This is a genomic window from Streptosporangium sp. NPDC049046 (genome assembly GCF_040649155.1).
Lineage (GTDB): Bacteria > Actinomycetota > Actinomycetes > Streptosporangiales > Streptosporangiaceae > Streptosporangium.
Genome location: NZ_JBEZEZ010000001.1, coordinates 95,595 through 109,248 on the forward strand (window position 1 = coordinate 95,595; position 13,654 = coordinate 109,248).

Annotated in this window: 8 protein-coding genes; all 8 read right to left on the reverse strand. The window is 65.7% G+C overall.

Features of this window, described 5'->3' with window-relative positions; translation table 11 throughout:
• Nucleotides 1–939: 939 nt before the first annotated feature.
• The 8 genes from AB0B96_RS00460 to AB0B96_RS00495 all read right to left on the reverse strand — a co-directional run bounded on the left by AB0B96_RS00460 (nucleotide 940) and on the right by AB0B96_RS00495 (nucleotide 13,184).
• The gene (locus AB0B96_RS00460; protein WP_362895236.1) at nucleotides 940–1,152 is read right to left on the reverse strand and encodes a hypothetical protein; all 213 of its coding nucleotides are present in this window, start codon (nucleotides 1,150–1,152) and stop codon (nucleotides 940–942) included.
• Between the two features lie 93 nt (nucleotides 1,153–1,245).
• On the reverse strand, nucleotides 1,246–6,732 hold the full coding sequence (locus AB0B96_RS00465) for a LamG-like jellyroll fold domain-containing protein (protein WP_362895238.1): 5,487 nt from the start codon (nucleotides 6,730–6,732) through the stop codon (nucleotides 1,246–1,248).
• 727 nt (nucleotides 6,733–7,459) lie between these two features.
• Nucleotides 7,460–7,612, reverse strand: coding sequence for a hypothetical protein (locus AB0B96_RS00470; RefSeq protein ID WP_362895240.1), 153 nt, complete (start codon nucleotides 7,610–7,612; stop codon nucleotides 7,460–7,462).
• A gap of 149 nt (nucleotides 7,613–7,761) precedes the next feature.
• Nucleotides 7,762–8,940 (reverse strand): SLC13 family permease, encoded by a 1,179-nt coding sequence (locus AB0B96_RS00475; protein ID WP_362895242.1) that lies wholly within the window; start codon nucleotides 8,938–8,940, stop codon nucleotides 7,762–7,764.
• 58 nt (nucleotides 8,941–8,998) lie between these two features.
• Complete coding sequence (coaE, locus tag AB0B96_RS00480; RefSeq protein WP_362895244.1) at nucleotides 8,999–9,598, reverse strand: dephospho-CoA kinase; 600 nt, start codon at nucleotides 9,596–9,598, stop codon at nucleotides 8,999–9,001.
• 153 nt (nucleotides 9,599–9,751) lie between these two features.
• Nucleotides 9,752–10,201: a GNAT family N-acetyltransferase gene (locus tag AB0B96_RS00485; RefSeq protein WP_362895816.1), complete on the reverse strand. Its 450-nt coding sequence runs from the start codon at nucleotides 10,199–10,201 to the stop codon at nucleotides 9,752–9,754.
• 134 nt (nucleotides 10,202–10,335) lie between these two features.
• A complete protein-coding gene (gene rpsA, locus AB0B96_RS00490) occupies nucleotides 10,336–11,844 on the reverse strand; it encodes a 30S ribosomal protein S1 (protein WP_350948203.1) in 1,509 nt (502 codons plus the stop codon).
• 221 nt (nucleotides 11,845–12,065) lie between these two features.
• Entirely contained in the window at nucleotides 12,066–13,184 is a 1,119-nt protein-coding gene (locus AB0B96_RS00495; protein WP_362895247.1) for a polysaccharide deacetylase family protein, read from the reverse strand.
• Between the last annotated feature and the right edge of the window lie 470 nt (nucleotides 13,185–13,654).

Genomic DNA, 13,654 nt, shown 5'->3' on the forward strand with positions numbered 1-13,654 from the left:
GTCAAGTAAGGGGGTGGGGCTCATGCGTGGATCCAGTCGACAGGGTGAAACTTTCATCGCGAAGGCGCCGACGGGCGACTCGGATCAGCAGCGAGAACGCAGGTCACGGCGTTGGAGCGCCACGAGTCGTTATCCCGATGGATGCGCTTATGTCGATAGGCCCGACATCATTGGATGCACTTCGCGAAACCGTCTTTTATAGGAGCGGTCGCGAGAGCGGATTGACCAACAAAGCGCCAGCAATGACAATCGAGATTATTCTCCCACCTCCCGCCGACCCCGCATCCCGCCTGCTCCGCGGCCTGTACCTGCAGGCCCCGGCTCTACACCTTCGCAGGTCGAGGTTCGACTGCCTCGGGGGCAGGCGCATCACTCTCTTCGAGCGGAGAAACCCAATACTAAGACAGCTGTTTCAACCTTGAGTCGAGGATTACAGAATCTGATCAGAAACCACAGCTATTCACGGAGAAGCTCGCATTCACCCGGCCCCCGTTTCGAGAAATTCAACCCCCACGCGACATATATCCAAGTGGGTTCGGGAGGCGCGCAGGCCCGCGCATCGTAGTCACCTCGGAAACGCCAGTCTCCGTACCCCCCACGGGTCCAGAAGTGCAGCCTACTCAGCGCCGCGATCACGTAGCACGTATCGGCCGCCTCGCTTTCGCCGTAGACCACGCCGCAGTATTCATGAGCCCATGTGATGGATGCGGGATCCGGCGTTTACCCCGACATCAGAGGATGAGCGGATAAATTACATGAACAGCGCGAACCATCGTTAACGCCAGATTCCGTTTCAGATCTCTCCGCCCCTTGACTCCTGTGAGTTCCCCGCGACGCTCGACGCTATTGAACTCCCTCACACGTTGGCCAATCAGCCTCGCTCCGAGCTGACCGCCCAGGCCGAGGGGGCCCATCCCCAGAGGGACCGGCCCTGCAAAGTCATGGCCGATCAGCCTTCTTCGACTGGCTGTCAATCGCGGACGTGATCATAAGGGTCGACCAGATAATCATGGCGCCAATGCATGCTATACCCAGCACGAACACGATCAGCGTCTTACTTGACAACGCCAGAATGGCTGCCAAAAAGAGCAATGCGGCGGCTCCGAGAAGAATAAGCACGCCACAACCGACAAGTGAACGTTGCTCAGACATCTTCTGTCCTCGATCCTAGTTCGCGTGACGGACAAGGGCCGCACCCCGCATCGAATCGGAGATGCGGCCCTTTACCCTACTCATACCTTACAGCTATGGCTTAGGCTCCGGGCCAGGCATCGGAGATGGGTTTCTTTCGAGCGGGAGCAACCATCGGGTTTCGCAGCCGATGGGCACCCTTCCGGGCCGGATCTTCTTGTCCGCGTAAGGAAGGAAAAGTTCCGCAGTGAAGGCGAACTTGAACCTCCGGATATCACACGTGCCGGCACAGGTAATACGCGCACTGTCGTTGCCGCCCGTTGGATAATGCAGCAACTGAACACCTTCAGGATTATCGCTCACTACCTTCTCCCTGCAGTCCTCCGCAGTTGAAGGCGTGAACTCCGGAGGATACGTGACGCCGATACTGCCATTTAGGACCACACCACACCAGCGCGCCTTGGCGGATATCTTCATCTTCCTGACGAAATCCTCCATCCCATACTTCTTAATGAAGGCCTTGGTCATGTACGCCTGCACCCAGATGCGGCTTTTCGCTATGTTCAGCACGGAGACGATCTCGTATTCATGATCCCGCCATGCCACAACACCCGACCCTCGGAACGTCAAACCCTTCATGGGCTTGACGGTCTTCTTGTCGAACGGATCCGTCTCGAACCCGGGCTGCGCCTCCAACGTCACGCAGTTGTTCCCCTTCGCGCGAATGCTCGCACAGAGGTGCTCGTTGGACGGGGCTGAAACGCATGCACTGGTGGGCGGGTCATCTGCTGCCACTCTGAGGGTTCCGCCAGAATCTCCTGGGATGAGGTTACCGCCGCAGGCATCGAAATAATCCGTCTGGTCCTCATACTGCGGCAGCGGGACGTTGATGATCGTGATGTCTCCGCAGCGGTCGAACACGAACACATCGATACTCGGCTCACTCGGCTCCACCTGCCCTCCTGCGGCCGCTGCCGTCGACGTCACCGAGCGTCTGCTCTGTCCAGTGCCATCCGTGGAGCCATCGATTTCCGTCCAGGTGCGCTTCACCTTGGTGAAGACCATGACGCTACCGTCCGGCCGGGCCAGCACCACGCTGTCGGACAACTCCACCGTGGAATTACTCCGGGTGATGCCACCATCCTGCATCGCCTCCCGGAGGCGAACCAGATTGGTGTTCAGAAGGGAAAGTTTAGCGGTGCTCGATGCTTCGGGCGTTATCCCGGGGGCGTCCCACACCGTTTCCGCGCGACCTTCCAGGACGGCGTCCTGCGCCTGATAATAGGCTGTGATGCGCTGGAGGTACTCTTGCGCACCGGACGCCACAGAAGTGGTCTTCATCTGCGGTGACTGGCCGCTTTCAAGCACGCACGTCTCGCCCGCGCCCTTGACCGGTGGCGGCGGCACCGCCTTAGGAGTGACCGAAGCGGCTTCCCACTCGCCGACGCCGAAAGCCGTCTTGGCGCGTACCTTCACCGAGTAGGCCGAACCGTTCGTCAACCCGGTGATCGCGACATACGGGTCTTTGACGTCGAGGGTTTTGACGACCGTACCGCTGCTTTCGGTTACCTCGACGTCGTAGCCGTCGAGCATCGCGAGACTGCCATTGGATTCAGGTAGACCCCAACTTGCGCTGGCTCCGCCATCCCCGGCCTGTACAGCGAGGTTGAGCACCTTACTCGGTGGCCCGGCCGGGACATAGGTGAGCGCCAAAGACGGCTGCTCGGCTGATGCTGCCTCGCCGAAAGTGATGACCTCGTTCTTGTTGGAGGTGAGCAGCAGCCACTGGTACGCGTTGCCTGCGATGTCAGCCTGAAGAGCCGTCAGCGGCAGCGAGTACGGCGTATCCGTCGTGTCGGCGTCACCTGCCAGATCCGCCCCCTTGCTCGCATCGGTCACCGGGTTCTTCAGAGTCGTCATGGTGATCACGGTGTCGGTTGGACACGTACCCGTCGAACAGGTGGGAGTGCCGAGTTTGAGAACGCCCTCGGACACCCTGGCGCCGTCAGGGAGTTCGTCGAGCCTGAACCCGATCACCGCTACCGTCTTGTCGGCGCCACTGCCGCCGATCTGCATGGTGGTCGAGTCGGTCACTGTACAGGGCGAACCATCGCAGGCGGTGGGATCGACCTTGGCGGTCTTGATGACGAAGTTGTCCTTGCCCAAGGTGAGGTGGTGGACGTCTTCGACCGGGTCCGCCGGGGGCGTGCCGGGGGTAGTGAAGGAGACCGGGGCAGTCTTGGAAGTGCAGATCTCCTCCAGGCCACCACTAGCGGCCGGGGGGGTGGTGCTTGTCGGGGTCGGTGTGGGGGTAGGGGTTGCTATCGGGGCCGGGGCGTTGAGCGGGGTGTTCATGTCCGCCTGGATCTCGGCCCTGGTCTGCGCGCGGTTGTAGAGGCGCAGTTCGTCGATGACGCCGCTGAAGTGTTCGCCCCAGTAGGTGTTGGCGCCGATGGTGAAGGCGGTGCCGCTGTCTTCCAAGGTGCCGATGTTGGCGCTGGCGACCTGGGTGCCGTTGATGTACAGCCGGGCGGTGGTGCCGTTGTGGGTGACGGCCACATGCGTCCAGGAACCGGTGGGTAGCGGGCTGGTGCCGTCCACGTTCAGGTGGCTGGCACCGGAGCGCATCCAACTGGACGGGACGCCGCTGCCGTTGGCAGCGTACAGGCCGTAGCTGACGCCGCTGGTGTGGCCCTTGAAGGCGATGCTGCTCCAGGAGGAGAGATCGTCGGGCTTGACCCAGGCCGACAGCGTGTGGCCCGAAGGCAGGGCAAGCGCCGCCCGGTGCGGGATGGTCACCTTGCTTGAGGTGCCGTTGAACGACAGCGCCTTGCCGTACTTGCCGTCCACCCAGGTGGTGTTCTGCGCGGTGCCGTTGAGCGTGGTGGCCGCAGGGTCGGCGACAGTGGTGCCGGTGCCCTCGTTCATCCCGTAGCCGGCGATCAGCCCCGCGGGGCGTGTCGGCGTGGGGGTCGGTGTGGGTGTGGGGGTGGGTTGCGGGTTGGGGGTCGTGGTCTCGCCTTGGCCGACGGCGCAGGCGGTCATCTGCCAGGTGTAGGTGGTGCCGGGTTGCACGGTGTTTGCGGGGATCTGCAGGGAAGCACGCTCGCCGCCGTTGACGGTGCGGGTGCCTAGCGGCACGGTGCCGACCGGTGTGCCGTCCTGCTTGTAGAGATAGTACTTGCCCGTGACCGACCCGCCAGAGGGGCGGTTGACCATGCCGCTCAGGATGGGTTGGGTCGGGTCGGCCATGCCGGTTTCGGTGTCGGTGGGCAGCGTCGCCGCGTCGGAGGTGATGCGGTAGGCCGGGCTCTCGTTGCAGGAGGGCGGCACGACACCGGTGCGGCAGGCCTTGACCACGAACTTGAAGCTGGCCGGGTTGTCGAGGGAGAAGATCCTCTCCGGGGTCCGGTTGGCGGGCACGTTGTTGTTGGTGGTGGTACCTGGGGCAGTGACCATCGTGCGCAGGTCGGCGGGCGACAGCACGCGCTGGTAGACGTGGACGTCGTCGATCGCGCCGGTGAAAGGGGTGGTGATGCCGGCGATCTGGCCGCGGCCGAACTGGAAGGAGCCACGGGCGTTCCAGTCCACGGTGTGGTCGCGTTCGTCGGCCAGTTCACCATCGACGAACAGGCGGATCTTGTGAGCCGACTGGTCGTACTGGACGGCCAGATGGGTCCACAAGCCGACTCGGGCGACGTTCTTGGAGACCGCCCATCGCTCGTAGATAGTGTTGGGGATGTCCTGGGTGACCTGGTCGAAGACCCACCGCTGGTCCACTCCCGAATAGCCGGAGGCGGCGAAGGCGAGGGTGAAGGCGGGCTGGTTGACGCCCCGCTGGGAGAAGATCACCTGGTCTTTGGTGCTGTCGTCGAGACGGACCCAGGAGGTCACCGTGTAGCTCTGATTGGTGTTGAGCACGGGACCGGAGGTCGAACCGGACCCTCCGTTGAGGTCCAGGGCTTGGCCGACTTGTCCCGCGATGCGGCTGTAGCCGCCCGAGAGAGTGACGGGTCGGTTGTTTCCAGAGGCGTCGGCCGCGGTGGCACCGGCGGTCTCGTCCAGCTTCCAGTATGCGGCCTCACCGGTGGGCAGCTGCGTGGGCGGGGGCGCCATCGTGGAGTCGTTGACGCTGACGGTGTAGTCCAGCGGAGTGGCCTCCGGCACGCTGGACTTGTAGGTGACCTTGACCGCGGTGGAGCGGGCGATCGCGTCGTTACCGTTCAGCGAGTCGATCGACTCCGCTGTCACGGTCGGGATCTGCGGCGGCAGCACCCAGTCCACACTCAGCCTCGGTACGTTCTGGCCCCACAGCTGCCCCCAGAAGGCGAAGATTTCCGTGGTGTTCTGGGATGCTGCGGATTCGTTGGTCAACTGGAGCATCAGGCCGTGGTTGGCAGTTCCCCCGGCCCACGCCTGGGTCATCGCGGTCAGATCCCAGCTCCACACCGAACCGCTGGTACGGGGCAGGGAACAGGCGCTGATGGAGGTGCGTCCCTCCGCGGTCGTGGAAGGCTGGTTGCTCCAGAATGTGTCGTCGGCCACCCACGCGCGGGTGATGCGGTTGGCGAAAATCGACTGGTAGTCGACCTGACAGGCGTCGGCGTCCGCGCGAAGCGTCAGCTGCATGGTGGCCTTGACCACCTGACGTCCGGTGATCGGAGCGGTGTCGAAAGCCATCAGCGCGCGCCAGGCCTCCGGCTGGTAGGCGCACGTCTGGTTCGGCCAGGTTCCCGTGCATCGTTGGTAGTTCTTCCGGGCGACGGTGCCGGGAGCGGTCTGGCCGTTCGGGGAGAGGATCCCCACTTCCTGGGTGACACCCAGCGTGGTGGTGGGATCCACGGTCACCGGATACCGGGTGGCCGGGTCGGCCAGCCATGCCGCGTCCGGCCTGAGCACCAGGACGGTCTGGCCGTCCTTGGTCTCCACGCTCGTCTTGACCTTGGCCTCACGGCCCGGCTGGTTGTCGGCGGCGTTGGCCGCGACGGCATCCCACATCCGAGGCGCCGGTGCCGACAAAGTGGTCTTACCCTTCGTGTCCTTGAGTGCCAGTCCGCCCCCCTTCGTCGTTGAGAGCGTCAACCCCTCGGTCTGCACGGGCAGGCGGAACTCCACCGGCTTGGCAGGCCGCTCCCGCAACACCACGTCATGCTGGAACCCCGAGGGCAGGGCCGTCACGACAAGATCGGCACCGGGGCCGGCCGCGTCGATGTACCGGGCGACGTTGCCGGTGATCTCGGGGCGCGGCAGCGGCGCATCCCAGGACAGGGCGAGACTCTGCTTGTCACCCCGTGTCAGCGAGGCGAAGGGTCCGTCGCCGCCCAGAGAGAAGCTCACATCCGCCTTGGCCAGTTTTGGCTTCAGCACGCCGTTCTGCTCCACGAGGCTGGTATCGACCCAGCCCCACGTGCCATCGGCCTGTTTGAGCTGCACCGGCCCGCCGTAGGCATGCGTGGTGAGACGCCCGTCAGGGAGTGCCCACACCCGCGAGGTCTCCGTGAAGGCGTCTTCCACCGGCACCGGTCGGCCAGCCTGACGCGCCTGCTCCACCGCCGCCCGCAGCGGAGCGTCCGGGTCTTCCGGTTTAGGAAAAGTCGTCATCGATGGTGGAGCGGATTTCACGGTAGGAGTAGGTTCGGGATCGGCTGACGCCACTGTGGCCGCGGACACCAACAGCGATGCCGCCATTATGAGTACGGTCGCAATCGCCAGTCGTCCGGATGGCCTGCCAATCCGGAAGATGGGCCGAATTTTTAATTCGTTCACAAACCCTCTCATTCACCGGATGTTCGGATGATCAGTCAGAAAAGTTTTATCCGCACCAGCAAAATCTAGCAAGAGGGGCAAATGTTACAGATTTATATCTATGACGAGTTGATTCCCTGTTAATTGATTTGCAACATCACTGAATGATTCTGTCGGGTTACGCAGATAGCTAACCCGAGTTAGGCCAATTTAGTGCGCAGCGGCTCAGGCCTTGATCGCCTCGATGGCCGACCGGATGTCGGTCGGTAGCGGGTCGGCTGCCGTGATGATGTGATCGCCGGCTTGGATCTCGATCTTGCGATAGCACGGACCTGCTCGTCGATGCCCCTGTCGGCCGGTACGCGTAACGAATTCAACTTGCTGATCGGCTCGATGATCCGGGCCAGGACCAGGTGCCGGAAGACCTCATTACCGCCGCTTGCGTTATCGAACCCGAGGGTCTCATGAGCGGCGCTCAGGGCATCCCCTGGGTGCCCCTACGGGAAGCGATGATCGATAATGGGCCGTCAGTCTAGAGCGGGGTGTCCAGACCTAGGTCGAGTTCTCCCTGCCCGGCGGCGAGTCATTGCCGAGCCACGGTCTTGAGCAGTTCGAGTTGGACCTCGTTATGGACCGAGCCGATATGCTCGATATTCCGGGAAATCTGGCGGGAGGAGTGAACGATCTGCACCGTACGCGCTCCGGAGGCGATCTTCACCGTACGGATGTAGACCATCCGACCACTTTAGGGCCATGATTTAGTGCGCAATTTCCACTCGCCTCGATGACGAACGACTCGTTCAGCGCGCCGCACGGCCTGGGCGCCGCGCCGGCAGAGGCCGACCGCCGAGAGCGCGCAGGCGGTGTCGGCAAGCCGTACGCCGTTCAGGCGGTGAGCAGCAGGGCCGCCACGGTGGCCGGGACGGCCACCACGACCAGTGCGGTCCCGGCCAGCAGGAAGGTGCGTATCGGCACCCGTACTCCCCTGCGGCGGCACCACTCGAACCAGAGCAGGGTGGCGAGGGAGGCCCACGGGGTGATCACCGCGCCGACGTTGGTGCCGATGAGCAGGGCGAACAGCGCCTCCCGGTCGCCGACGGGGATGACCTGCTCCACCGCGGTGTAGGCGGGCAGGTTGTTGATCAGGTTGGACAGCACCGCGCCGACGGCCGCCACTCCGTAGGCCCCGTCACCCGTGTGGGTTCCGATCAGGGTGCCCATCACCGAGGCCAGGCCGTGCCGGCTCAGCGTGGGCACCACCAGGAACAGGCCCACCACGAAGACGAGCAGTTGCCAGGGGAACAGGGCGAAGGTGAGCTTGGCGCGGTCCCGCCAGGCGAAGGCGGCGACCATCAGGGCCGCCCCGGCCAGGGCGGCGAACTGGATCGGCAGTTCCAGGAGGATCGCGGCGACGAAAAGCGCACAGACCCCGGCCGCGATTGCGAACAGCGCCCGATCCGCGACCGGCTCGGGAATCGGCGGGGTGTAGCGGTCGGCGCCGCGCCGGCCCCGGCGCCAGAAGAAGACCCACAGGAAGAGCATGGTGATCGCGATCGCGACGAGCTGGGGGATCCAGAGCCTTCCCGCGAACTCGCGGGTGGACATCTCCACCCGTCCCAGGACCAGCAGGTTCGTCAGGTTCGAGACCGGCAGTAGCAGGCTGGCGGTGTTGGCCAGCCAGAGGGTCGTCATGGCCAGCGGCAGTGCGGCGATCCCGGTCCTGGCCGCGAGGGCGAGCATCACGGGCGTCAGTAGTACCGCGGTGGTGTCCAGGTTCAGGAAGATCGTGACCAGCGACGCGAAGGCCGTGCAGAGCAGGAAGAGCACGGCGTACCCACCGCCGCCCAGCATCGCCAGCCGGGTCGCGATCACGTCGAAGAGCCCGGCCTCCTTGACGAGGTCGGCGAGGACGACCACCGCGGCGAGGAAGAGCAGGATGGGGGCGATCCGCTCCATCTGGCTCTCGGCCTCCCGCAGGGGAAGCAGGCCGGTCGCGACGAACAGGAGTCCGAGGCCCAGCAGCGCGAGCCGGATCCAGTCCAGGAGGGTCAGTCGTCGCAGCACATCGGAAATGATCGCACGCCTCACCTGGGCGGATCGCTCCAGGAGGGGGGGAGGGGGCTCAGTCGGTGGCGCGGGCCTTCAGGTCGGACCAGAGGCCGTCCATCCGGGCCTCCAGCTCCTCCAGGGTGCCCTCGTTCGGCACCACGATGTCGGCGATCTCCAGCCGCTCCTCGCGGGTCGCCTGGGCCGCGAGCCTCGCCCTCGCGTCCTGCTCGCTCATGCCGCGCAGCTCGACCAGCCGGGCGAGGCGCACCTCGTCGGAGGCGTCGACGACGATCACCACCTCGTACATGGGGGCGAGCTTGTTCTCCGCCAGCAGCGGCACGTCGTAGATCACGATGCTGCCGGGGGCCGTCTGCTCCTGCAGCTCGGCGACCCGCGCGCCGACGAGGGGGTGGACGATGGCGTTGAGCGAGGCGAGCTTCTCGGAGTCGGAGAAGACGATCGAGCCGAGCTTCTCCCGGTCGAGCGAGCCGTCCTCGCGCAGGATGCCCGTGCCGAAGACCCCGGTCACGCGTGCCAGTCCGGGGGTTCCCGGCTCGACCACCTCTCTGGCGATCTTGTCGGCGTCGATGATCACGGCGCCGCGGGCGCCCAGCCTCCGGGAGACCTCGCTCTTGCCCGACCCGATGCCACCGGTAAGCCCCACCATCAACATGATCCGCAGCATACGCCGTACCGGCCGTGCTGCGGCATGGTCGGCTCGGAAGCCGGAGTCGCCCCTCTCGGCGCCGGAGGTCACGCCTGCCGCCCTTCAGGCGCAGAACGCTCCAACGGATCGATTCGCGCACGAAGACGCTCCTGGGTGCCCTCAGAGCTCCCTGCGCATGTGCACCAGGGTGAGGTGGTCGGTCATCCGCTCCCTGCGCGTCTCGCGGTAGCCGTGGCGGCGGTAGAGACGCAGGTTGCCCTCCGACAGGTGGCCGGTGAACAGGTCGAAGGCGAGTGCCGTGGCGGCCTCCTCGTGCAGGGCTACCAGCAGGGCTCCGCCGATGCCCTCGCCCTGCCGGTCGGGGGCGACCACCAGGCGACCGACCAGGCAGGTCGTTCCGGACATCCGGCCGCGGACCGCGCCCACGATCCGCGCTCCGTCGCGGGCGACGAGCACGGTGGCCGTCTCGACGGCCTGACGGACCTGGGCGATCGACTCCACGAGCGGCGCGATGAACGGGTCGCCGTAGAGCTGGGCCTCGCTCACGTAGGCGGCGCGCTGCACGGTCAGGATCTCGCCCGCGTCCTCGGGCTCCGCCCACTCGATCATGGTCACGGCGCCACCCTAGCGGCCGGGCGAGAGCCCCCGGCAGGGGAAGCACTCCGGGAACGCGGAAAGGGCCCCGCCGGAGCGGGGCCCTTCCTTCGATCTTCTACCGCGTTGTCAGCGCCGTCGGCACCGGGTCAGCTCTGGCCGCCCGCGAGCTTCTCGCGCAGGGCCGCGAGAGCCTCGTCGGAGGCGAGGGCGCCCGCCGCCGGAGCGGAGGAGCCGCTGCTGCCGCTGGTGGAGGCACCGGTGGAACCCGAGGACGGGGTCTCGCCGGAGTAGGACGTGGGGGCCGCCTCGCCCGCCTCGGCCTCGGCCTTGCGGGCCTCCTCGACCTGCTTCTTGTGAGCCTCGAAGCGGGTCTGAGCCTCGGCGTACTGCCGCTCCCACTCCTCGCGCTGCTTGTCGAAGCCTTCGAGCCACTCGCCGGTCTCGGAGTCGAAACCCTCGGGGTAGATGTAGTTGCCCGAGTCGTCGTAGGTCGCCGCCATGCCGTACAGCGTGGGGTCGAACTCGACGTCGGCGCCGATCGCACCCTCGTTCGCCTGCTTGAGCGAGAGCGAGATCCGGCGGCGCTCAAGGTCGATGTCGATGATCTTCACGAAGATCTCGTCGCCGACCTGGACGACCTGCTCGGGGATCTCGACGTGGCGCTCGGCCAGCTCGGAGATGTGGACCAGGCCCTCGATGCCCTCCTCGACGCGGACGAACGCACCGAACGGCACCAGCTTGGTGACGCGGCCCGGAACGACCTGACCGATCTGGTGGGTGCGGGCGAACTGCTGCCAGGGGTCTTCCTGCGTCGCCTTGAGCGACAGGGAGACGCGCTCGCGCTCCATGTCGACGTCGAGCACCTCGACGGTGACCTCCTGGCCGACCTCGACGACCTCGGAGGGGTGGTCGATGTGCTTCCAGGAGAGCTCGGAGACGTGGACCAGACCGTCGACGCCGCCGAGATCGACGAACGCACCGAAGTTGACGATCGAGGAGACGACGCCCTTGCGGACCTGACCCTTCTGCAGGGTGTTGAGGAACGTCTGGCGAACCTCGGACTGGGTCTGCTCAAGCCAGGCGCGGCGGGAGAGAACCACGTTGTTGCGGTTCTTGTCGAGCTCGATGATCTTCGCTTCGAGCTCGCGGCCCACGTACGGCTGGAGGTCGCGGACGCGCCGCATCTCGACCAGGGACGCCGGCAGGAAGCCGCGCAGGCCGATGTCGAGGATGAGACCACCCTTGACGACCTCGATGACCGTGCCGGTGACGATGCCGTCCTCGTCCTTGATCTTCTCGATCGTGCCCCAGGCCCGCTCGTACTGAGCGCGCTTCTTGGACAGGATCAGGCGGCCTTCCTTGTCTTCCTTCTGGAGAACAAGGGCCTCGACGTGCTCGCCAACCTCGACGACATCCGCCGGGTCGACATCGTGCTTGATCGAGAGCTCTCGCGAGGGGATGACACCCTCGGTCTTGTAGCCGATGTCGAGCAAAACTTCGTCTCGATCGACCTTGACGACGGTGCCCTCGACGATGTCGCCGTCGTTGAAGTACTTGATGGTCAGGTCGATCGCTGCGAGGAACTCTTCCTCGGAGCCGATGTCGTTGACCGCTACCTGCGGGGTGCTCGAGGTGGCCTCAGTGCTGCTCGTCATGTGTGGAGTTGCTCCGAACGCGGACAGATGTCGATGTGGCGAACGCGCGGCAGGCTTCTTACCGTCAGCCGAAGAAAAAAGTATCGGCGTGATCGAGCGCGAGCCCACTCCGTCCGAGACACGCGCGAGCCCACAACGCAGCGATCAGCATATGAGACCAGACGGGTATGGTCAATCCAACGACTCTACGCGCCCACGTGCCAGAAGGATAACGATCTCGCTCAATAAGCGTTGATCTTCTTCCTCTGGTCCGCCCTGATACTACCCCGAAGCCTGTCCGGGATGGAGATGCGTTCGGGGTCGCCGTCGGCCGTGTAACGCTCGCCGGGATGCTTGTCCAACCACCCGAGCCAGTAGTCCGAACACCACTTGCGGCACTCCCCCTTTTTGCCGTTGCTCTGGATCCGCTGGATCGCGCGCCAGTCGTGGCCCTTGACGAACGGCGAGACCGACGGTTCGGCGCCGGCCAGGAAGACGCCCTTGAACCGATAGGAAACGTCACGCCATTTTCCCGACTGCACGGTAGATCTTTTGCGGGGCATCGCACCGAACGGCAGCGCCATCGTCTCCGAGGGGGGCACGCCGAGCCTCTTCAGCAGCCGCTCGACCCTGGCGAGCTGCTCGGCGATCTTCTTCTTGGGCAGGCTCGGCAGGTGGGGGTGGCTCCAGGTGTGGTTGGCCACCTCGAAGCCCCGCGAGACCAGCCACTGCACGGCCCGCTCCTGGTCCTTCTCCTCCCGCAGGCCGAACGGGTGCTGGTTGACCCAGAAGGTGGCGACGGGCCGGAAGCCGGGATACTTCACGGCGACCTGGTAGATGATGCCGACCGCGGTGTCCTTGACCGGGGTGCCGTCCGCCTCGAGGGCGAAGTGGCTGGGATGGCCGTCGTCGAAGGTGAGCACGACCGGATACTTGCCCGCCGGGATGTCCATCCTGCCGGTGGCGAACTCCCGGGCGGTGACCGGCACGTAGCCGTCCCTGGCGAGCCTCTCCAGCTCCTTGCGTACCTGGGCGGGGGTGCGGTCGATCGACGCCAGCCGCTTGCGGGTGATCCGGTGGTACATCAGGATCGGGACCACTCCGGCCTCGTTCGCCTTCACCTGCCGCGCGAACTCCGCCGAGGCGGTGATCGGCGGCGGCAGCTCGGCCGAGGGCAGGTCGGGTGTCGGCGAGGGGGACGCGGAGGAGGTCGGGGACGGGCCACTCACCGCCACTCCCTGCCGGGGAGCGCCGGGCGGCGCCGAGGCGGACGGGAGGACCAGGAGCCCTATCAGCGCCACCGCGACGACCAGCACGTTGGCCAGCATGATGATCTTCGTCAGGGGGGTCGTACTCCGCACTGAACTCCCGTGCCCGTCGAGCTTTTCGGCTTGGATCACCACCTTAGAACAGGCTTCGGACAGGCCTGGCCGATCGATGGGCCCGACGGGGCGGAAACGGTCTCTCCCCGCCCGGGAGGTGATCGCCAGGACCCGGCGTCCTCCCAGGTGGGACCGGTGAGGCTCTCGACGGTCGGCGTCCTCACAAGTTCGTGAGAGAGCCTGTGGGACGGTGGCCGCCGAACGGGCCGGGGCCGTCGGCGCCCGGAGTCCCCGCAGGGGCGGCCGAGAGCCGATCCGGACGGCGCCCACCGGATGGGGGTCCCGGGACCGTCGGCGTCCGGAGTCCTCCCAGGTGCGACCGAGAGCGGTCGGCGGGCACGCGGCGGGCACGCGGCGGGCACGCGGCGGTCTCCGGGCGACTCCGGGCGACTCCGGAGGCCGTCGGTGCCCGCCGGCCATCCCAGGAGCCGCCCAGGGCCCCGTCAGTG